Genomic DNA, 18,196 nt, shown 5'->3' with positions numbered 1-18,196 from the left:
GGAGCATGCAGAAACGCCATCTTTGGATTGCCTTGATGCTCGCCGCCGGTACCGTTCCGGCGCGAGCTGAAACCATCCAGGTCACCATCGACAGGCTGGTGTTCTCGCCAGCCACCGTCGAGGCGAAGGTCGGCGACACGATCGAGTGGGTGAACAAGGATGTGTTCGCCCACACGGCCACCGTGAAAGGTAGCTGGGAGGTGATGATCCCGCCGAAGAAATCCGCAAGCCTGACATTGAAGACCGCGGGACCGGTCGACTATTTCTGCCGCTTCCACCCCAACATGAAAGGCCGTTTGGTGGTGGTGCCCTGATCCAGCGCCAACGAGGCCCGCCTGGCCTCATCAGGGCGCGCGATATGCGTCCACGACCCGTCATAGCGGGGCTCGCGGCGTGCGATCCAGGCATCCAGCCCTTCGCGCAGATCGCCGGTCGGGGCCATGCGGGCGAACTGCTCGGCCTCGACCAGCAGGCCTTCGGCGATGCTTTGGTTGAGGCCGCGCGTCACCGCCGTGAGGATGCTGGCGACCGCCAGATCGGAGTGCCGCAGGATACGCCTGGCCAGGCCGATTGCGGCCGGCATCAAATCGCCATGCGGCACCACCTGGTTGACGAGGCCGAGTTCAAGGGCCCGCTGCGGCGGAAACCAGTCGCCGGTCAACAGCAGTTCCAGCGCCCGCTTGCGCCCGGCGAGCCTGGGCAAACGCTGCGTTCCGCCAAAAGTCGGCGGCATCGCAAGGTTGATTTCCGGCTTGGCGAACAAAGCGCGTTCGCTGGCAATAGCCAGCGGCACGGCCTCGGTGATTTCGCAGCCGCCACCGAAGGCAATTCCGTTGACGGCGGCGATGACGGGTTTGCGGAAGGCCTCCAGCCTTGCCGTCAGCCGCTGCCCGCGCATGACGAAGTCCCGTATCGCGACATCGACGCCAAGCGCCACACTGGCCGCGAACTCGGGGATGTCGCCGCCCGCCGAAAACGCCCGCTCCCCTGCTCCGGTAAGAATGACCGCCCGAACACCGTCGTCGACTTCAATGTCGTCGAGGATCGCAAGCAGGCGATCGATCAGGGCATAGTTCAGTGCGTTGAGTTTCTCCGGCCGGTTGAGGGTGAGGATGGCGATCCCATCGCTGGTCTCGTTGAGGACAAGATCGGTCATTTGGCTTCCTTTCCAGCATGCGTTGACCGGAAGGGATCAGGTTTTCGATTGCTTGTATATTCACTAGTCGGTATACTCAACGCTATGCCTGAAGCATCCAGCCCTACCCGCAAACGCATCGTCGATGCCGCGACGAAGCTCTTCTATGCCGAAGGGATTGGCCGCGTCAGCGTCGATGCCATCGCCGAAAAAGCCGGGCTGACCAAGCGGACGCTGTACTATCACTTCAAGAGCAAGGACGATCTGATCGCTGCCTATCTCGATGCTCGCGACCAGCCCAATCTGAAGCAGATGGCCGGCTGGTTCGATGCCGCTGAAGGTGGTGCCGACCGCAAGGTCGAAGCGATTTTCACCAATCTGGCGCGTGTCGCCCGCCATCCCAAATGGAAAGGATGCGGGTTTCTGCGCACGGCCGCGGAGCTTGCCTCGATGCCTGGACACCCGGCAGTCAAGGCCGGATCGCGGCACAAGACAAATTTCGAAAAATGGCTCGCCGCCGAACTGTCGGCCCGCGGCGTCACCGCGCCGCATATGCTGGCGCGCGAGATCGTGCTGCTCATGGACGGCGCCTTCTCGAGCATGCTGATCCACCACAACCCCGACTATATCGGGGCGGCAGGGCACGCCGCGGCGACGCTTGTGCGGGCGCGATCGCAGAACAAGGACTGACTTGCCGTGGCTTGGAACGCAGCCGGCAAGCGTGGTATCGCAATGCCAGGAGGCGGTGATGCGTATCATCTTCCGATGTGATCCAATGTTGGTCGAGCATTTGCCCCGCCCGATCCCGGCGCGCGGCGCTCTGCCGGATTGGCTGCGCGCCATGCCCGCCACCGCCTATTCGGCGATCCACGGCCGCGACATTCGCACGCTCAAGCAGTGCCCACCCGTTATCGATGCGATGACCTACGGCTTCATGGTCCTGCTGCCGTGCGACGTCGTCGTCGACAAAGGCACCTTTTCCTGGGACTGGCAGATTCCAGACCCGGTTACACAGAACCACCCCAGAGCGCCATTGAGCTTCCACACGCCGGGGCAGCTCGCCGGCAGCCCGTTTGCTACGCCCGGTCAAGCCGCCCTCAAATTCAACAGCTTCTGGACCATCGAGGTCGAGGACGGCTGGTCGCTGTTCGCGATGCATCCGGTCAATCGCGAGGATCTTCCCTTCAGGCTGGTGACGGGCCTGGTGGATTCCGACCGGTTCAGCGATGGCGGCATCAATTTCCCGGCGATCTGGACGGAGCCTGGGTTCTCCGGCGTGCTCGGGAAAGGAACCCCGGTCGCGCAGTGCTTTGCGGTTCCGCGGGCCGCGCCGCAGCTGGAATATGAGGTGTTCGACGAGACGCGGCAGGCCGCCTATGCGCAGACGGTCGCGGATGTCCTGTCAACGCCGGGTGTCTACCGCAAACGGTTTCGCGCCCGGCGGGCGCGCTCCACCAGCGAGTGAGCGACGCAGCGCTTCCTCATCAAGCCACAGCCGACCACTCGGTGCCGATGTAAGTGCCATGGCGATGACGCCGAACGTGGATGGGCGCAGACGGTAGGCCGTTGAATACGCCAGCATTGCTTCATCGAGATCACCAGTTTCCTGCAAGACGACGCCCAGATTGACGGCAGCCTCCGGGGAATCCGGGCTCATCTCCAGCACGCGTCGATAGGCCTGGGCGGCGCCGCCGAACTTGCGCATGTCCTGACGCACCAACCCGAGATCAAACCAGGCAGCCGGATGCCCGCCGCCGGCGACGGCGCGTTCGAGCAAGCCCTCTGCCTCAACAGACGCACCGCGTTGCCAGGCAAGGCGCCCGAGGCGCGCCGCAGCTTCCTCGGATTTCGGATCCCGCTGCAAGACAAGTGTCCAACATTCGCGCGCGGCCAAAGCATTGCCTGCCTGATCGAGGGTACGTGCCCGCTCGATCAGTATTTCCGCCTGTGACGACAGCTTTGCCGCACGATCCAGCGGTTGCAATGCTGCTTCGAACCGGCCGTCGGCCCGGGCAATCCTGCACGCGAGAATCAAGGCGGGCACGTTGTCCGGACGAGCTGCCAGACTCGTCTCGATGCGCATGCGAGCCCCCGACAAGTCCGCCCTGGCGAACAGGACCGCCGCCAGAAGATGGCAAAGTGCCGGATCGTCCGGGTGTTGCTTCAGGCCCAGTTCGCATAGATGCGTCGCCTGGCCGTGATTGCCGGAATTGAAAGCGACCACCGCCCGGCGGATCAGATCGGCGCTTTCGCCTTGATTGGTGTTCACCATTGCTTTGCCGCTCCCTCTAGAACCCGAAGGCCAGCCATGCGGTGCCGGCCGCCAGCGTTATCAGCGTCAGCGGCAAGCCGACCTTGAAGAAAGCGCCGAATGACAGCGGCGTACCGGCGACCCGTGCCTGTTCGGCGACGATCAGATTGGCGACCGAACCCAGCAGCGTGAAATTGCCGGCCAGCGTCGAACTCATGGCGACGACCAGCCAGGCCCGCTCGGGGTTTTCGAGGCCGGGTATGAAAGGCCGGAGCGCCAGCACGGCCGGGACATTGCTCATGATGTTGGAGAGCACCGCGGTGAAGCCGGACAGCCGCCAGACATCGTCCAGCCCGAGGTTCTTTGCCGAGGCGATCATGTCGGGCGTGAGAAGTGTCTTTTCAGCGCCGGCGACGACCACGAACAGACCAGCGAACATGAACAGCAGCGGACCGTCGATCTCGCGGTAGATGCGTTCCGGCTTGATGGCGCGGGTGAGCAAGAGGATGGCACCGCCGATGAGCGCGGCCTTGGCGACGGGCACGCCGGCGAAGAAGGCGATTGCCAGTCCGATGCAGACCACCACCGCCTTCAGCACCTGCCCCTTATGCATGCGGCCACGCGAGACCTCGGGCGTCAGTTGGACCGTGCGGGCGAATTCGGCCCGGTAGACGACGCGGATGATGACAACGACCGCGACGAGGCCGAACAGAGCGACCGGAGCGAGCGCTGCCGAAAAGGCCGGATAGGAAATGCCCGACAGCGCGCCGATGACCATGTTTTGCGGATTGCCGGTGATGGTGGCGACGCTGCCGCAATTCGACGCGGTGGCGGTGGCGATCAGATAGGGGATCGGGTTGCGCTTGATGACACGGGTGACGTGGACCACGATCGGCGCCATGACAAGGCAGATGGCGTCGTTGACCAGGAAGGCCGACAGCACGCCGGTCAGCAGCGTCACCATCACCAGAAGCATGAAGGGCGCGTGCGCGTGCTCGATGGCGATGGCGCCAAGGCCGCGAAAGGCGCCTGACACTTTCAGATGCGCCACCACGATCATCATGCCGAGCAGAAGCGTGATGGTGTCGAAATTGATCGCCCGGTAGGCATCCTCCATGCTGAGCGCGCCGATGGCGATCATCGCGGCGCCGCCGAGCAGTGCGATCCCTGCCCGGTCGAGGCGCAGGCCCGGGATGCGGCCGATGGCGACACCGGCGTAAGTCAGGACCAGGATCAGCAGTGCCGCCGCGCCCATCAATGTCATCGTCAAGAAGTCCTGCTCGGTCTGTGGCGCGCCGCTGCCCGTCCGCCCCGTTGGTTCGTTTGCATGCCAGCTTTAGCGCGATGTCGGGATCGATGACAAACAGGCCGGCTTGTTGCGCCGAGAGTGTTCGCTCGGCCCAGGGGATGATGTGCCGCTCACCGGTTCGAGGTTCACGGGTTCAATATCCATGACATAGTACATCCCGTGATATGGGCCGACGGTCGAATGGTGTCGTCAGAACCTTCCCTTGATGGCGAACGGCGAGACCAGCGAAAAGCTACGCCTCGGTCCGGCAAACCCTGACTATCTCGACTTTGTCCGTCCAGACGGTTATCTCGATAAAGGCAACCGGGTGGTTCACCTGGAGAGCAAAAGACTGAATAACAGACCGCGAGCGCTATGGCGGAGACTATTTGGTTAAGTCCCTTCATCCGGGCGCGAAGCACAGATTCCGGATCAAGTTTCAAAGCAGTACCGGAAATCGGTAGATAGCCTGCGGGAGGCATCACATGAAATGCATGGTCATCAACCTTGATCGGTCTCCCGATCGACTTGCCCATGTCACGGCTGAATTCGCGAAAATTGGTGTCTTGTTCGATCGGGTTCCTGCCGTAGACGCGTTGCACCACCCGGAATTTGCCGAGACTTCATCCAGTCTAACCCCCACGGAAGTGGCCTGCCTCATGAGCCACAAGGTTTGCTGGAAAATCATCGCGGATGGTGATGATGCCTTTGGCGCGATCTTCGAGGATGACATCCTTTTGTCCGAAGCGGCTGGCCCGATGCTTTCCGATGATGGATGGATTCCGGCCGACGCGGATATCGTCAAGCTGGAAACGGGCTTAAGGAAGACCGTCATCGCGATGAAGCGCACTTCTGTCAGCCGTGCGTTTTCGGTGGCCAGATTATATGGATTACATTTCGGGTCGGCCGGTTATATTCTTTCCAGGCAAGCGGCGCTCGATCTGATCGCCCGAAGTCTCGTTGCGCCCGCCGATGAGGTCATCTTCGATCCGTCACTTCCGACGTCTTCAAGCAAAACCATATACCAACTCTTGCCCGCACTGTGTGTGCAACATGATCTTGTACGCGAGAAGGCCTCCGGGTTGACCAGCCTCCTTAGTGAAGAGCGGCTAGTGAGAGCTAGAGCAAATTCCGCTCCAAAGCGGAGCCCGGTCGAAAAGCTCGTGGTCGAAACGAGGCGCGTAGCACGGCAGATTTTCGATATCTGCCGGCTCAGGCGTGAGAAGACCATCCCCTTTCTCCAGTCGATGCCCGGGGCCTGATGTCTGTCCCAGCCAACCAGGGATCAGGGACTGTCATGGGGTCCCGAGGCGCGCGCGGTCTTTCCGAGTTGGTGACACAGTCGCTCCGCCGGAGCAGAACGTCTGTCGGAACCACGCTCCCGCAATCGACCCGGCGCGGTTCCGGGCGCTCGGAAACGAGCGACGGCGAGATGCCGCTAGTCCAGATAAAAATCCAGCCGCTGGCGCAGTGCCTGCGGCGAAAACAGCTGCTCGACGGTTTGCCGTGCCTTGAGGCCGACCGTCGCTCGCAACGCCGGGTCGGCTTTGAGATCGGCCAGGATCCGCGTCGCCTGTTGTGTCGTCTCGAACAGAAAACCGTTTTCGCCATGCCTGATATGGTCGGCGTAGCCGCCATGCGAATGACAGACCACAGGCAAACCACAGGCCATCGCTTCGAACACCACCCGGCCGAACGTCTCCACATGCGAACCGGTGCGATAGTAGAACACATCGAGCGTCGGCAGGAACTGTTCGGCCGCCAATTGACCCTGTGGCAGTAGTTCGAGTTGCGAATGCGGCTTGAGCCTGCCTTTGAGCACCGTGCCACCCTGAATCCGTAGCGCGACGCCACCCGCCAGCAATGTTTCGTAGAGCGGCACATCGTCCGCATGATGTTTGTCCGCGGTGTCGCGGCTCAACCGTCCCAGCGTGAAGGGACGACCCGACTTGGCCGGTTGTGGTAAAAAGCGTCCGATATCGATCGGCGACGGATGCACGACGCCATCAACCCGCAGCATGCGTTTTTGAAAATCGGAAATCAGCACCAGTTCGGGTTCCGGCCAGTTCAGCATGCGGGGCATGCGCGCCGTCAGCGCCATGACTTTCGGGTGGAAGGTATTGAAGACGTAGATCAGCCGGCGCGGCCGCGGGATCAGGTAAGGCCACATTTTGTTGCGCCAATGCGCGCCGAGAAAGACGTAGGTACCGCCATCCGGCACATCCCACTTTGGCAGTGAGATGCGGCGTATCGGGAAATGCCGCATCAATTCGCCGGACACCCTGGAGGAGGTTGCCCAAAGACGCACCTCGGAATCGGCACTTAACAGCCGGTGCAGGTCGAGAGTTTCAAGGTCGCTGCCACCGAAGGGATTCTGAAAGCCGTTGAACAAATGGATCATAATTGCTGCGCTTGCCTGACCGTCCCGCCATATGTTCGCCAGCATCAAGAAATCATGACCGCACCGTCGGCCGGAACGCTCAAAAACTCTGGAACCAAGAACGTTTCTGACGACGACGATACATCGTCGACAGAGGGGGAGTATACCGGTAAGAGGTTACAGTCCATGACCTATGGAACCGGCATGCCATCCGTAAAGATAGATTCCCTGCATGTAGTTGTGAGTATTTGAAAGCGTCGAGGGAGCGATCTGCCTCGGGTTCGAGAGCTTCTCGACCTGTCATCGGCAAGTTCTGTCGTCAGTGCACGGTGGCGACGCTGGGCGGAGGCACCGGAGAGACGCCCGCCGGATCGAAGCTGACTTGATCGCGTCCGTTCGACTTGGCCGTGTAAAGCCTTCTGTCGGCGGCGGAGAAGATTTCCTCATAGGTGGTCGGGCCGGTAAAGCTCGTGCCACCGATGCTGACGGAAAGCGGGCAAGGTCTGCCGCCGGGCGAAAAGTCCATCTCCCTGATGCGCCGGCGGATGCTTTCGGCAACCACCCAGGATTGCGAGGGATCCACGCCGGGCAGAAACACGCCGAATTCTTCGCCGCCGATGCGGCCGACAATATCGCCGCCACGCAGTTGCCCTTTGATCGCCTGCGCTATCAGCTTGAGCGCCTGGTCGCCGCAGTCATGGCCCAGGCGGTCGTTGATCAACTTGAAGTGGTCGGCATCGATGATCAGCAGCGCCCCCGAGCGGGTCTGCTCCTGCTTGCGGGTCTGCTCGAGATAGGCTTCGACCAGCATCGAGAAGGCACCACGATTCAGCACCGCGGTCAGGCTGTCGGTCGCGGCAATGACGCTGAGGTCGCGCTGGGCGATGGCCAGCTGGCGAATCTTCCACATGAGGAAAAACAGAAACGAGCCGCCCAGCACCAAAGGCAGCATCAGGTCGGTCATCTGCGCCCGCCACACGGCCTCGGGCGAAAGATAGGGGAAGTTGAAGGAATCGACGAAGAATGCCACGGCAATGAAGAATGCCGTACCGGCTACCGTGACAGCGATCACCCTGCCCCAGCTCGTCGGCGACAGATCGAGCTTCATCGCGTTCAACTCCGTTAGCCGCCGCTACTATGACGAACCAACGCAAACAAATTGATAAGACTTTCCCTCCAATTCAATATCGGGTCGATATCGGGCGGCATAGCGCCGAGCGCGGGGCACCGGAGGTCAGTGGCTTTGCGGCAGGGCAAGCCGCTGTTGGCCGCCCGCGACAGATGCTTGCGCGCGCGGACGCCGCAGGACGGCCGCCGAGAAAGGCGGCCATCCTGATTCCCGGCTTGAGGGTTTGGACCAAGCTGCTGGCAGAGCAAGCGGCGCTCGAAGCCAGACCGCCCGCCGTCAGTTGAGTGTTGGTTTACCCAGCGCGTCGACGACAAAGGATGCCGCGATCAGGTCGTCGGCATCAAGGCGCAGCGAGCCTTCGCCGCCTCCCATGATGGAAGCCACTTTCTGAAAGGCCTTCATTTCGTATTCGGTGATCCGGGCGTCCAGCATCCTGGCCTTGAGATCGGCGATGCGCCGATCCAGGGCCGAAGATATTCCTATTTCTCGGTTCGACATTGCAACACTCCTCCCCACCCGTATTTGCCTCCCACCGATCCGCTTTTTGTATGAGGCTTTGCGAATACAGGCGCCGAAACGCGCCGTGCGCGGGAAAGGTTCCGAAAAGGCTGAGTCACGAAATAATACGACAGCGCCGGCGGCTGCGCGATCCACGTCAATCCGACTCTCATCACACACTAACCACCTGAAATTATTGGCGATCCCGACAGGATTCGAACCTGTGACCATCGGCTTAGAAGGCCGGTGCTCTATCCAGCTGAGCTACGGGACCGCTGGCCGGCCCGTTGGGCCGGCTGGATATTTTTGCGCTGGCCGCCGTTCAATGCGTCCAGGGCGTCCTGCGGTCATAGCGGAAATTCTCCGCATAGGAAATCTGGCGGCGCTTGGTCTCTTTCGGCTCCTCGACGCGGTAGGCGAGCGCTTCCTTTTCGGCGTAGGCCACCGCCTCTTCCCTGGTGTCGAAGGTGAGCCTGATCTGGCTTCTCATGTCGCCCGACGTGGTGTAGCCCATCAGCGGGTCGATCTTCTTGCGCATCTCGGGGTCGAATTCCAGCACCCAGTGGCCGGTCTTGGCCTTGCCGGACTGCATAGCGGTTTTGGCTGGGCTGAAAATGCGCGCGGACATGGCCACCTCGTTATTGTGCAAGGCAGCATCGCCACCCTTCGCCCGTCATTACTGCGCAATGCACGCGGCGGCAAGGTTTTTGCACTTGCCATGCAACGCCGAAATGAATAGGCAACAGACCGTTCGGAGTGTAGCGCAGCCTGGTAGCGCATCTGGTTTGGGACCAGAGGGTCGGGAGTTCGAATCTCTCCACTCCGACCATCCTCTCCCGAAAACACGGTATCGATAGCCATTGGCACGGTCGCATGGTCACCTTGCGCCGTTTCCGCTCGTCGGCCTTGCCGAGGTCGCCGCCGGCTATATCGACGCCCACTCAGCCGTCTACCTGGCGGTCCGCCATTTCGCCAGAATGTGGCTGTGAGATCAGCTCTCAGGACCAGGCTAAATCTCGAATTCGCCCTGCCCTTCATCCATGGCGTTGACGGTTTCGGCGGCGAGCGTGCGCGTGATCGGCGTCTTGCGCTCGAGCGCGGTGCGGTCCAGCCTTTCCACCACGCGCATGGCCGTCGCCAGCGAGCGCTCGATGCGGCGCACGAGATACTGCACGACATGCGGCTCGACCTCGACCTGTCGGTCGGCAAACAGCTTGGTGATGACGCCGGCGAGCAGGAGATCGTCGGGCTCATGGATCTCGACTGTCGCCGCCGCCTTCAGCCGCGAGGCTAGATCAGGCAGCCTGACGCCCCAGGCCGATGGGAAGCGGCGCGCCGTCAGGAGCAGTGTGGAGCCGGCACCCCGCACCGCATTGATCAGATGGAACAGGCCTTGTTCGTCAACCGTCCCGGTATCGACATCGTCGATCAGCGCCGGCCGGGCGCCGAGATTGGCGATGCTGTCGCCAATGTGCCTGGCATCGACCGCCACCGCGCTGGCGCGCGCGCGCCAGATGGAGGCCAGATGTGTCTTGCCGGAGCCGGCGGGACCGGCCAGCACCACCACCGGTGAAGGCCAGTCCGGCCAGCGGTCGACCAAGGCCACAGCCTGATTGTTGGTGCCCGAGACGACGAGGTCGTCGCGCGAATAGCCGGTGCCATGGCCGAGATCGAGCGGCAACTGGCGCGGCGGGTCGGTTGGCTGGGCAGTCACTTCAGCGACGCGGTTGCGTGCGGTGGCCGCCGCCGCGATCGGCCGGAAGCTGCGACGCAGGTGCCGCGCCGTGGCCCTTGTAGAGCGGCGATTCGAGATAGCGGGCTATGGCAAACCGCACCAGCACGGCAACGGCGGCGGAAGCCGGCACTGCGATCAACAAGCCGACGAAGCCGAACAGCGCACCGAAGGCAAACAGCGAAAACATCAGCCATACTGGGTGCAGGCCGACGCTCTTGCCGACCAGCCGCGGCTGCAGGATGTTGCCCTCGATGAACTGACCGATGAAGAACACGACGGCGACGGCAACGATCATGGTCCAGTCCGGCCAGAACTGGACGAAGGCGACGCCGACGGCCAGCACCAGCCCGGTCAGCGAGCCGACATAGGGAATGAAGGAAATCAGCCCGGCGAACAGGCCGATGAGGATGCCGAAATTCAGCCCGGTCAGCGTCAGCCCGGTGGCATAAATTGCGCCCAGCACCAGGCACAGCGTGCCCTGGCCGCGCACGAAGCCGGCTGTGGCTGTGTTGATGTCCTTGGCGATGCCGCGCACCGTCGCGACGTTGTCACGCGGCACCCAGCTGTCGATGACCGCCACCATGCGGTCCCAGTCGAGCAGCATGTAGAAGGCAACCACCGGCGTCACCACGAACAGGCTGACCACCGAGACCAGTGCCACGCCGGAGCTCCACAGCGAGGTGAAGACGGTGGTGACGAGGCCGAAACCGGAGGTCAGCAGCGAATTCAGGCCGTCGCGCAGGCCATTGGCGTTGACGCCGAATTTCTGCTCCAGCCATTTCGGGTCGAACGACGTGATCAGGCTCTGCAACCGGGTCAGATATTCCGGCAATTTTCCGGCGAAATCGGCCATTTGCGTGGCCAGAACCGGAATGAGGATAACGAAGGCCAGCACCAGCACGATGAGGAAGGTGATGAGGATGACGACCGTCGCCATGAAACGGGACAGGCCGAGCCGCTGCAGCCGGTCGGCGACGGGATCGAGGAAATAGGCGAGCACCATGCCGGCGACGAAGGGCAACAGGATGGCGCTGAAGACATAGAGAAAAAGCGCCAGGATGACCGCGCTGGCCAGCCAGAAGAAGATCTGGCGGCGGAAGGCGGCGGACGCGGCAATGTCGACGGCCGCGGCCTCTATCGCCGCCGCTTCTGTCTCAGATGTCCGGAGTGGAGCCTTCGCCATAGCCGCTCATATGCCTCAGCCAAGCCACGAGATAGGCCGCGGCTGAAGCCACGGTCAAGACCCCGGACAGCAATATGAGGGCTGGCCTCAGTGGGTCGAGGTGAACGACAAGGGCGAGTTCGCCCAGCACAGTCGCGGCCAGCACGATCTGGATGGCGGTGTTGGCCTTCGACACGAACAGCGGTTTCATCTCGACCGGATGGGCCATGACGGTGGACAACACGACAGCGCAGACGATCAACGCGTCGCGCGACACCATGGTGACGACCAGCCAGAGCGGCAATTGCCCGATGAAACCCATGACCACGAACACCGAAACCAGCAGCAGCTTGTCGGCCATCGGGTCGAGATAGGCGCCGAGCCTGGACTGCTGGTTGAAACGGCGGGCGATGAACCCGTCGACGCCATCGGAGATGCCGGCGATGAGGAAGCCGGCAAAGGCCCAGTCCCAGCGCGCCTGCAGCATTGCCAGCACCACCGCCGGCACCAGAAGAAGGCGCAGGATGGTGATCAGGTTGGGGATGGTCAAATGCTTGGCACCTCCTCTTGGTCCGAGATAGATGATGAAGATGGTGGGTGGCAACAAGGGAGAAGCTGCCGATCTCCCCACAAGGGGGAGATTGGCTTTCGCCAATGCAGGAGCGCCTATGCGCGCGCCCTGTCCACGGTTTTGTAGGCCGAGATGGCCGTTATCCTTGCGGACCGAAACCGTTCATGCGAAGAGCCCGCGACAAGGAAAATTGTTGAACGGGCACCAGAAATGAGCAAGCGCGACGTGAACAAGCGCAAGAACGGGCTCACCTATGCCGAGGCCGGCGTCGATATCGATGCGGGCAATCTCATGGTCGAGAAGATCAAGCCGCTGGTGCGCGCGACGCGCCGGCCGGGCGCCGATGGCGAAATCGGCGGGTTTGGCGGCCTGTTCGACCTCAAGGCCGCCGGTTTCACCGATCCGGTGCTGGTGGCGGCCAATGACGGCGTCGGCACCAAGCTGAAGATCGCCATCGACGCCGGCAAGCACGACACGATCGGCATCGATCTCGTCGCCATGTGCGTCAACGACATCGTCGTTCAAGGCGCCGAACCGCTGTTCTTCCTCGACTATTTCGCCACCGGCAAGCTCGATCCCGACCAGGGTGCCGCGATCGTCGGCGGCATTGCCGAGGGCTGCCGCAAGGCCGGCTGCGCGCTGATCGGCGGCGAGACGGCTGAGATGCCCGGCATGTATCACGGCAACGACTATGACCTTGCCGGCTTTGCCGTGGGCGCTGCCGAACGCGGCCAGCTCTTGCCCACCGACGACATCGTCGAGGGCGACGTGCTGCTGGGCCTGGCTTCTTCGGGCCTGCATTCGAACGGTTTTTCGCTGGTGCGCCGCATCGTTGCCGTCAGCGGCCTGGCCTGGGGCGATCCGGCGCCGTTCAACGACGAGGCGACACTCGCCGAGGCGCTGCTCGAGCCGACCCGCATCTACGTCAAGTCGATCCTCAAGGCGATCCGCAACACGCATGGCATCAAGGCGCTCGCCCACATCACCGGCGGCGGCTTCCCGGAAAACATTCCGCGCGTGCTGCCCAAGGATTTTTCGGCCGAGCTCGACCTCGAGGCGATCGACGTCCCGCCCGTGTTCTCGTGGCTGGCCAAGACCGGCGGCGTGGCGCCGGAAGAGATGATGCGCACCTTCAATTGCGGTATCGGCATGATTTTGGCGGTCGCGTCCGGCCAGGCAGCACAGGTCGCGGCCGTGCTGCAGGAGGCCGGCGAGACGGTGACGCCGATCGGCCGCATCGTGCCGCGCAGGGATGCCGGCGTCATCTATCGGGGCTCGATTGGCCTATGAGCGCGCAGAGGAAACGCACTGTTGTCCTGATCTCGGGGCGCGGCTCCAACATGACCGCGCTGATCGCGGCGGCCAGCGACCCGGCTTTCCCGGCCGAGATCGTCGGCGTTATTTCCGACAAGGCGGACGCCGCCGGCCTCGGCATCGCCAGGGCGCGCGGCATCGCCACACAGGTCATCTCGCGTGCCGACCATGGCAGCAAGCAGGTGCATGATGCCGCGATCGACGCAGCGCTCGCGGCGTTCAATGCCGAGATCGTGGCGCTGGCCGGCTATATGCGCATCCTGACCCCCGGCTTCGTCCAGAAATGGCAGGGCCGCATGATCAACATCCACCCTGCCCTGCTGCCGGCTTTCAAGGGGCTCGACACCCATGCGCGCGCACTGGCCGCCGGCATGCGCATCCATGGCTGTACCGTGCATTTCGTCACTTCCGAGATGGATGACGGCCCGATCATCGCCCAGGCGGCCGTGCCGGTGATGGTTGGCGACACTGTGGATGCATTGGCTGCCCGTGTGCTGAAGACCGAACACCGGCTCTATCCGCTGGCGCTGGGGCTGGTCGCCGAAGGCAAGGCGCGCATGGAGGCCGGCCGCACCGTGCTTGCCCACTTTGCCGACGATGCCGACAACAGCACCTCGGTGGTGATGGCCCCCGACCCGCTGCGTGAGGAAGCCGACCTCGAGCATCTGGCGCGCATCACGCCGTGAGTCGAGAGCGTAACGATGAAACAGCTTCTCCTGCTTCGCCACGCCAAATCGAGCTGGGACGACCCTGATCTCGATGATTTCGACCGCCCGCTGGCCGAGCGCGGACTGAAAGCAGCCCAATTAATGGGCCGTGAGCTTGCGGCGCGCAACTGGCTGCCGGAGCTAGCGCTGGTGTCGCCGGCGCTGCGCACCCGCGACACCTGGCGGCTGGTGGCAGCGGAACTGTCCGTCCGCCCTCGGGTCGAACTCGCCAAAGCGCTCTACGATGCTTCAGCGGCGGATATTCTGAGCCAGATTCGTAAAACAGACGGGTCGAGCGGATGCCTGGTCGTGATCGGCCACAATCCGGGCCTGGAGGATTTGGCCAGACAGCTTGCCGGACCAGAGTCGGAGGCCAAGGCGCGCAAGAAGCTCGATGAAAAATTCCCGACTGCTGCCCTTGCGCGCTTCGTCTTCGAGGGCGACTGGTCCGGCCTGTCCTCCGCCCGGCTGACACATTGTCTGCGGCCAAAGGATCTGGGCTAGAAATCTGGTGTCGAGCGGGCGCGGCGGGTCAAATCCGCGGCGCCCGAGACATCAGTTGCCCCAGATGCCCTGGCCGGGTTCCGGCCAATCGGTGGTGGTCTTCGTCTTGGTACCGGCAGCCTTGTGCTCAGCCATATTCGTGTTCTTAACCGCCCCGGTGACGGCATGATCGACGCCGGCAACCGGGGCAGCCGGCTGGTTGGCACTGGTGGAGTTGTAGTGGTCACTGCCGGCAAAAGCGCTGCCCGTGGCAACGAGAATGGCGGCGGCGATAAGAGAAATCCTGTTCATTTTCAAGTCTCCTGGTTCTTTCCGTCAGGCGGCGCCTTGGGAGGACGGTTCCGCTAAGGACAAGACCCTGGGCAGTCCGGTTTTATTCCTGGATGTGGAATGTTTTTTTTGCCGGCTGCAGGATTGGCGCCTTTAGCCGAAGCCGCCCGGCCGGTGCCTCTTCCTCCGCGCAAAAAACAAGAGCGGTGGGCCAAGCCCACCGCTCTTTGTAGTCAAGTAATCAAGGCCTGCGTTGTTCAGTGGCCCCAGATGCCCTGGCCAGACTGAGCCGGCACCTTGGCATTAGCGTCGCCCTGTGCTTTTTCGGACTTCACGATCGAGCCGGTGTGCGAGGTGTCGATGTTGGAAAGCGACTGGCTCGAAGCCGACTGGTTGGCAACCGGCTGGTTGGCATTGTAAGAGCCATAGTTGTCGCTGCCGGCAAAAGCAGTGCCCGTGGCAACGAGGATAGCGGCGGCGGTAAGAGCGATCTTGGTCATTTTATTTACTCCTGAATTCAAGATTGGATTGATATCGGCAGTCGCGATTAGCGGCCGAAGAGATTGCGGTCAGCGCCCTGCGAAGCGGGGGCCTGGACGGTCTGCGTCGACTTCGAGATCGAAGCAGTGACCGACTGGTCGACAGTGACGGCAGGCTGATTGGCGTTGGCCGAGCCATAATTGTCGCTGCCGGCAAAAGCAGTGCCCGTGGCAACGAGGATGGCGGCGGCGGTAAGAGCGATCTTGGTCATTTTATTTACTCCAGTGTTTGTTCTGTCCGTCTAGTGGCGTGCCCTTGGGAGGAATTTCGCGTCGCTCGGACCACCCCGAGATGGGTTTGCCTCGCTGCGGATTCCAATCACGAAGATGTTCCATAGGCCGTGTGAATCCGCCCCTTGAAATTCAGCAAGGGGGTTCGGCGGGAGTAATTTTTATAAACAATATCAGATACTTATTGAAAACGTCGTTTTCCACACCAAGGCATTCGGGCCGCCGGTGTTCACTACGTGCTGCACGGTCCGTCAACAGAAATCGAACCGATCGGTTCGATTTGTGCGGCCACGCCACCATCTGAACTTCTGGATCTCCTGCATTTGCCTTGCGGATGGATCGAGATTATCGCTTGTGCACGATCATCAATCGGGCGCGACTTGGCGGTGCCAGTTGAAGAAGCGGGCGGAAATCCGGGTGACCTGCACCCCAGGACAGCGATAGAAATGCGGTTGCTGCTTGTAGAAGACAATCGCGAACTGGCGGATTGGCTGGGCAAGACCCTGCGTCAGGCGAACTATGTCGTCGACATCGTCCATGATGGCGAGGATGTCGAACACGCGCTCGCAGCCGGCGACCACGCGCTTGTCATCCTCGACCTGGCGCTGCCGCGCATGAGCGGGCTGGAGGTGCTGCGCATGTTGCGGGCCCGTGGCAACCGGGTGCCGGTGATCGTGCTGACCGCCAATGCCAGTCTCGACGGTCGGGTCAAGGGCCTCAATGAAGGCGCCGACGACTATCTGGCGAAGCCTTTCCAGATCGAAGAGCTCGAAGCGCGCATCCGTGCGCAATTGCGCCGAGCCAATGACCGCACCGCGCCGGTCGTTGCCTGCGGCGATCTCGTCTTCGACACCAACACGCGGCTGTTTTCGCTCGCCGGCGAGACGCTGGCGCTGACGCCGCGCGAGCACGCGGTGCTCGAACAGCTTGTAGTCAAGGCCGGGCGCACGGTGAGCAAGGCGGCATTGTCGGCCGCTATCTATGATTTCGAGACCGACGCCGACCCCAGCGCCATCGAGATCTATGTGCACCGCGTGCGCAAGAAGCTCGAAGGGGCGCGGGTCCGTATCGTCACGTTGCGCGGCCTCGGCTATCTCCTGCGCCTTGAAGACTAGGCGCCATGAGGATTAACAGTCTCCGCTTGCAGCTTCTTGCTTGGGTGGTGTTGCCGCTCGTCGGCCTCGCCACCATCAATCTGTGGACCAGCCACCGCAACGCGCTGGCAACCGCGGACCTCGTCACCGATCGCATGCTGATGGGTTCGGCGCGTGCTATCGCCGAACGCGTCGCCGTGACTGACGGCATGCTCGACGCCACGATACCGCCGGCGGCGATCGAGATGTTCGACACCGGCGATCACGACAGCGTCTACTACCATGTCAAGACCGCCGGAGGGCGGCTGCTGACCGGCTATCCGGATCTGCCGGAGGCACCGAAGTCCCCGGACACAGAGGCAACCTATCGCGACCATCGGCTGCGGTTGCTGACCTTCAGCCACACGGTGGTCGGCGCCGGAGACGATTCGCCGATCACCGTTACGGTCGGCGTCACGCTTGCCGGACACGACGCCATGGTGCAGCGTCTCTGGTTTGGCGCCTTTGCCCAACAATTGGCGCTGGTGGCGATTGCCGGTTTGTTCGTTCTGCTGGGCTTGCATCGCGGCCTTGCGCCCTTGATCCGGTTGCGCGACGCGGTGCGCTCGCCAAGCCGCAGCGAGTTGGATCCGGTCGAAGTGCCAGGGGCGCAAAGCGAAATCCGCCCGCTGATCGATGCGCTGAACGCCTATATGGAGCGCGTGCGGGCGCAGATGGCGGCGCAACGCCGCTTCATCGCCAATGCGGCGCACCAGTTGCGGACACCGCTGGCGCTGCTGTCGACACAGGCAAGCTACGCGCTGCGCGAAAGTGCCTCCGACGCGCGCCAGGAAGCGCTGATGGCGCTGCAGGCCAGTTCCGGCCGGCTGGCGCGGTTGGCCGAACAGCTCCTGACCCTGTCACGGGCGGAGCCGGGCAGCCGGCGGCCGCGCGCCGACCATATTGACCTTACCGAAGCCGCCCGCCACGTGCTGGAAACGCAGGCGCCGACAGCGATCGGCCGCAATATCGATCTCGGCCTCGAGGAGACCGGTCCGGTGCCGGTCATCGGCGACGGCACCATGTTGCGAGAGATGATCGTCAACCTCGTCGACAATGCGCTGCGTTACTCCCGGGCCGACGGCAGCGTCACGGTGAAATTGGCGACCATCGACGGCGAAGCCGTGCTGACGGTCGCCGACGATGGGCCCGGCATCCCGTTGGATGAGCGAGACCATGTGTTCGAACGCTTCTACCGCATTGCCGGATCGACCGAGGAAGGCAGCGGGCTTGGCCTGGCCATTGTGCGCGAGGTCGTCGACAATGCCGGCGGCCGCGTCACCCTTGGGGATGGCGCGGCCGGCGGTCTGGTGGTCGAGGTAAGGCTGCCGCTGGCAAGCAGCTAAGGT

At 62.7% G+C, this 18,196-nt stretch carries 23 protein-coding genes and 2 tRNA genes; 11 read left to right on the top strand and 14 right to left on the bottom strand.

Annotated features, from left to right (window positions below):
• The first annotated feature begins 5 nt into the window (after positions 1-5).
• Positions 6-314 (top strand): cupredoxin domain-containing protein, encoded by a 309-nt coding sequence (locus tag C8D77_RS12825; RefSeq protein WP_109662987.1) that lies wholly within the window; start codon positions 6-8, stop codon positions 312-314.
• Here C8D77_RS12825 and C8D77_RS12820 read toward each other — a convergent pair.
• Entirely contained in the window at positions 260-1,156 is an 897-nt protein-coding gene (locus tag C8D77_RS12820; RefSeq protein ID WP_109662985.1) for a crotonase/enoyl-CoA hydratase family protein, read from the bottom strand. The genes C8D77_RS12825 and C8D77_RS12820 overlap by 55 nt on opposite strands.
• Before the next feature lie 84 nt (positions 1,157-1,240).
• Here C8D77_RS12820 and C8D77_RS12815 point away from each other — a divergent pair, with 84 nt between their 5' ends.
• Together C8D77_RS12815 and C8D77_RS12810 are read left to right on the top strand one after the other, a co-directional pair.
• Positions 1,241-1,825, top strand: a complete 585-nt coding sequence (locus C8D77_RS12815) for a TetR/AcrR family transcriptional regulator (protein WP_109662983.1) — start codon at positions 1,241-1,243, stop codon at positions 1,823-1,825.
• A 58-nt stretch (positions 1,826-1,883) separates the two neighbouring features.
• A complete protein-coding gene (locus C8D77_RS12810) occupies positions 1,884-2,600 on the top strand; it encodes a hypothetical protein (RefSeq protein ID WP_109663383.1) in 717 nt (238 codons plus the stop codon).
• Here C8D77_RS12810 and C8D77_RS12805 read toward each other — a convergent pair.
• Positions 2,538-3,407, bottom strand: a complete 870-nt coding sequence (locus C8D77_RS12805) for a tetratricopeptide repeat protein (protein ID WP_109662981.1) — start codon at positions 3,405-3,407, stop codon at positions 2,538-2,540. The genes C8D77_RS12810 and C8D77_RS12805 overlap by 63 nt on opposite strands.
• Before the next feature lie 16 nt (positions 3,408-3,423).
• A complete protein-coding gene (locus C8D77_RS12800; protein ID WP_109662979.1) occupies positions 3,424-4,650 on the bottom strand; it encodes an anion transporter in 1,227 nt (408 codons plus the stop codon).
• A 509-nt stretch (positions 4,651-5,159) separates the two neighbouring features.
• Here C8D77_RS12800 and C8D77_RS12795 point away from each other — a divergent pair.
• Positions 5,160-5,936: a glycosyltransferase family 25 protein gene (locus C8D77_RS12795; RefSeq protein WP_109662977.1), complete on the top strand. Its 777-nt coding sequence runs from the start codon at positions 5,160-5,162 to the stop codon at positions 5,934-5,936.
• 176 nt (positions 5,937-6,112) lie between these two features.
• Here C8D77_RS12795 and C8D77_RS12790 read toward each other — a convergent pair whose 3' ends face one another.
• From C8D77_RS12790 to C8D77_RS12765, 5 genes are all read right to left on the bottom strand, one after another.
• Positions 6,113-7,120, bottom strand: a complete 1,008-nt coding sequence (locus tag C8D77_RS12790; RefSeq protein WP_245951757.1) for a glycosyltransferase family 4 protein — start codon at positions 7,118-7,120, stop codon at positions 6,113-6,115.
• A 253-nt stretch (positions 7,121-7,373) separates the two neighbouring features.
• Complete coding sequence (locus C8D77_RS12785; RefSeq protein ID WP_109662973.1) at positions 7,374-8,162, bottom strand: GGDEF domain-containing protein; 789 nt, start codon at positions 8,160-8,162, stop codon at positions 7,374-7,376.
• A 297-nt stretch (positions 8,163-8,459) separates the two neighbouring features.
• Positions 8,460-8,681: a hypothetical protein gene (locus tag C8D77_RS12775; RefSeq protein ID WP_109662969.1), complete on the bottom strand. Its 222-nt coding sequence runs from the start codon at positions 8,679-8,681 to the stop codon at positions 8,460-8,462.
• A 197-nt stretch (positions 8,682-8,878) separates the two neighbouring features.
• A tRNA-Arg gene (locus C8D77_RS12770) sits at positions 8,879-8,955 on the bottom strand.
• A gap of 48 nt (positions 8,956-9,003) precedes the next feature.
• Positions 9,004-9,309: an ETC complex I subunit gene (locus C8D77_RS12765; protein ID WP_109662967.1), complete on the bottom strand. Its 306-nt coding sequence runs from the start codon at positions 9,307-9,309 to the stop codon at positions 9,004-9,006.
• A gap of 124 nt (positions 9,310-9,433) precedes the next feature.
• Here C8D77_RS12765 and C8D77_RS12760 point away from each other — a divergent pair.
• Together C8D77_RS12760 and C8D77_RS38810 are read left to right on the top strand one after the other, a co-directional pair.
• Positions 9,434-9,510: transfer RNA gene (locus C8D77_RS12760), tRNA-Pro, on the top strand.
• 31 nt (positions 9,511-9,541) lie between these two features.
• Positions 9,542-9,670, top strand: coding sequence for a hypothetical protein (locus tag C8D77_RS38810; RefSeq protein ID WP_281277016.1), 129 nt, complete (start codon positions 9,542-9,544; stop codon positions 9,668-9,670).
• A 20-nt stretch (positions 9,671-9,690) separates the two neighbouring features.
• Here C8D77_RS38810 and hdaA read toward each other — a convergent pair whose 3' ends face one another.
• From hdaA to C8D77_RS12745, 3 genes are read right to left on the bottom strand one after another with little or no spacing between them, the layout of a single operon-like run.
• Positions 9,691-10,395: a DnaA regulatory inactivator HdaA gene (gene hdaA, locus C8D77_RS12755; RefSeq protein ID WP_109662965.1), complete on the bottom strand. Its 705-nt coding sequence runs from the start codon at positions 10,393-10,395 to the stop codon at positions 9,691-9,693.
• Position 10,396: 1 nt separating this feature from the next.
• Complete coding sequence (locus C8D77_RS12750; RefSeq protein WP_109662963.1) at positions 10,397-11,599, bottom strand: AI-2E family transporter; 1,203 nt, start codon at positions 11,597-11,599, stop codon at positions 10,397-10,399.
• Entirely contained in the window at positions 11,571-12,128 is a 558-nt protein-coding gene (locus C8D77_RS12745) for a CDP-alcohol phosphatidyltransferase family protein (RefSeq protein ID WP_109663380.1), read from the bottom strand. The genes C8D77_RS12750 and C8D77_RS12745 overlap by 29 nt, the downstream gene beginning before the upstream one ends.
• Before the next feature lie 231 nt (positions 12,129-12,359).
• Here C8D77_RS12745 and purM point away from each other — a divergent pair, with 231 nt between their 5' ends.
• Genes purM through C8D77_RS12730 form a run of 3 tightly spaced genes read left to right on the top strand, consistent with a single transcriptional unit; the run spans position 12,360 to position 14,674 of the window.
• Complete coding sequence (purM, locus tag C8D77_RS12740) at positions 12,360-13,439, top strand: phosphoribosylformylglycinamidine cyclo-ligase (protein WP_109662960.1); 1,080 nt, start codon at positions 12,360-12,362, stop codon at positions 13,437-13,439.
• Entirely contained in the window at positions 13,436-14,149 is a 714-nt protein-coding gene (gene purN, locus C8D77_RS12735; RefSeq protein WP_109662958.1) for a phosphoribosylglycinamide formyltransferase, read from the top strand. The genes purM and purN overlap by 4 nt, the downstream gene beginning before the upstream one ends.
• A 15-nt stretch (positions 14,150-14,164) precedes the next feature.
• Positions 14,165-14,674: a SixA phosphatase family protein gene (locus tag C8D77_RS12730; RefSeq protein WP_109662956.1), complete on the top strand. Its 510-nt coding sequence runs from the start codon at positions 14,165-14,167 to the stop codon at positions 14,672-14,674.
• A 51-nt stretch (positions 14,675-14,725) separates the two neighbouring features.
• Here the strand turns inward: C8D77_RS12730 and C8D77_RS12725 are convergent, their stop codons facing one another.
• The 3 genes from C8D77_RS12725 to C8D77_RS12715 form a co-directional block, all read right to left on the bottom strand.
• Positions 14,726-14,965, bottom strand: a complete 240-nt coding sequence (locus C8D77_RS12725) for a DUF680 domain-containing protein (RefSeq protein ID WP_109662954.1) — start codon at positions 14,963-14,965, stop codon at positions 14,726-14,728.
• A 236-nt stretch (positions 14,966-15,201) separates the two neighbouring features.
• Entirely contained in the window at positions 15,202-15,444 is a 243-nt protein-coding gene (locus C8D77_RS12720) for a DUF680 domain-containing protein (protein ID WP_109662951.1), read from the bottom strand.
• 47 nt (positions 15,445-15,491) lie between these two features.
• Entirely contained in the window at positions 15,492-15,695 is a 204-nt protein-coding gene (locus C8D77_RS12715; protein ID WP_109662949.1) for a DUF680 domain-containing protein, read from the bottom strand.
• Between the two features lie 465 nt (positions 15,696-16,160).
• On the opposite strand from C8D77_RS12715, the gene C8D77_RS12710 reads away from it, so the two are divergent.
• Positions 16,161-16,829, top strand: a complete 669-nt coding sequence (locus C8D77_RS12710; protein ID WP_109662947.1) for a response regulator — start codon at positions 16,161-16,163, stop codon at positions 16,827-16,829.
• Positions 16,830-16,834: 5 nt separating this feature from the next.
• The gene (locus C8D77_RS12705; protein WP_109662945.1) at positions 16,835-18,193 is read left to right on the top strand and encodes a sensor histidine kinase; all 1,359 of its coding nucleotides are present in this window, start codon (positions 16,835-16,837) and stop codon (positions 18,191-18,193) included.
• The last annotated feature ends 3 nt before the right edge of the window (positions 18,194-18,196 follow it).

Origin of the sequence: Mesorhizobium loti (assembly GCF_003148495.1) — a bacterium.
Classification (GTDB): domain Bacteria; phylum Pseudomonadota; class Alphaproteobacteria; order Rhizobiales; family Rhizobiaceae; genus Mesorhizobium; species Mesorhizobium loti.
Note: the sequence above shows the minus strand (reverse complement) of the source record. Positions and strands in the feature narration are given on the sequence as shown.

What these genes read in the sequence shown, in the direction of transcription:
- C8D77_RS12820 (WP_109662985.1), bottom strand. Translation starts at nt 1,156, where the DNA reads ATGACCGATCTTGTCCTCAACGAGACCAGCGATGGGATCGCCATCCTC.
- C8D77_RS12750 (WP_109662963.1), bottom strand. Translation starts at nt 11,599, where the DNA reads ATGGCGAAGGCTCCACTCCGGACATCTGAGACAGAAGCGGCGGCGATA.
- C8D77_RS12790 (WP_245951757.1), bottom strand. Translation starts at nt 7,120, where the DNA reads ATGCTGGCGAACATATGGCGGGACGGTCAGGCAAGCGCAGCAATTATG.
- C8D77_RS12815 (WP_109662983.1), top strand. Translation starts at nt 1,241, where the DNA reads ATGCCTGAAGCATCCAGCCCTACCCGCAAACGCATCGTCGATGCCGCG.
- C8D77_RS12705 (WP_109662945.1), top strand. Translation starts at nt 16,835, where the DNA reads ATGAGGATTAACAGTCTCCGCTTGCAGCTTCTTGCTTGGGTGGTGTTG.
- purN (WP_109662958.1), top strand. Translation starts at nt 13,436, where the DNA reads ATGAGCGCGCAGAGGAAACGCACTGTTGTCCTGATCTCGGGGCGCGGC.
- C8D77_RS12720 (WP_109662951.1), bottom strand. Translation starts at nt 15,444, where the DNA reads ATGACCAAGATCGCTCTTACCGCCGCCGCTATCCTCGTTGCCACGGGC.
- C8D77_RS12725 (WP_109662954.1), bottom strand. Translation starts at nt 14,965, where the DNA reads ATGAACAGGATTTCTCTTATCGCCGCCGCCATTCTCGTTGCCACGGGC.
- C8D77_RS12730 (WP_109662956.1), top strand. Translation starts at nt 14,165, where the DNA reads ATGAAACAGCTTCTCCTGCTTCGCCACGCCAAATCGAGCTGGGACGAC.
- C8D77_RS12795 (WP_109662977.1), top strand. Translation starts at nt 5,160, where the DNA reads ATGAAATGCATGGTCATCAACCTTGATCGGTCTCCCGATCGACTTGCC.
- C8D77_RS12810 (WP_109663383.1), top strand. Translation starts at nt 1,884, where the DNA reads ATGCGTATCATCTTCCGATGTGATCCAATGTTGGTCGAGCATTTGCCC.
- C8D77_RS12775 (WP_109662969.1), bottom strand. Translation starts at nt 8,681, where the DNA reads ATGTCGAACCGAGAAATAGGAATATCTTCGGCCCTGGATCGGCGCATC.
- purM (WP_109662960.1), top strand. Translation starts at nt 12,360, where the DNA reads ATGAGCAAGCGCGACGTGAACAAGCGCAAGAACGGGCTCACCTATGCC.
- C8D77_RS12715 (WP_109662949.1), bottom strand. Translation starts at nt 15,695, where the DNA reads ATGACCAAGATCGCTCTTACCGCCGCCGCCATCCTCGTTGCCACGGGC.
- C8D77_RS12765 (WP_109662967.1), bottom strand. Translation starts at nt 9,309, where the DNA reads ATGTCCGCGCGCATTTTCAGCCCAGCCAAAACCGCTATGCAGTCCGGC.
- C8D77_RS12805 (WP_109662981.1), bottom strand. Translation starts at nt 3,407, where the DNA reads ATGGTGAACACCAATCAAGGCGAAAGCGCCGATCTGATCCGCCGGGCG.
- C8D77_RS12710 (WP_109662947.1), top strand. Translation starts at nt 16,161, where the DNA reads ATGCGGTTGCTGCTTGTAGAAGACAATCGCGAACTGGCGGATTGGCTG.
- C8D77_RS12800 (WP_109662979.1), bottom strand. Translation starts at nt 4,650, where the DNA reads ATGACATTGATGGGCGCGGCGGCACTGCTGATCCTGGTCCTGACTTAC.
- C8D77_RS12785 (WP_109662973.1), bottom strand. Translation starts at nt 8,162, where the DNA reads ATGAAGCTCGATCTGTCGCCGACGAGCTGGGGCAGGGTGATCGCTGTC.
- C8D77_RS12825 (WP_109662987.1), top strand. Translation starts at nt 6, where the DNA reads ATGCAGAAACGCCATCTTTGGATTGCCTTGATGCTCGCCGCCGGTACC.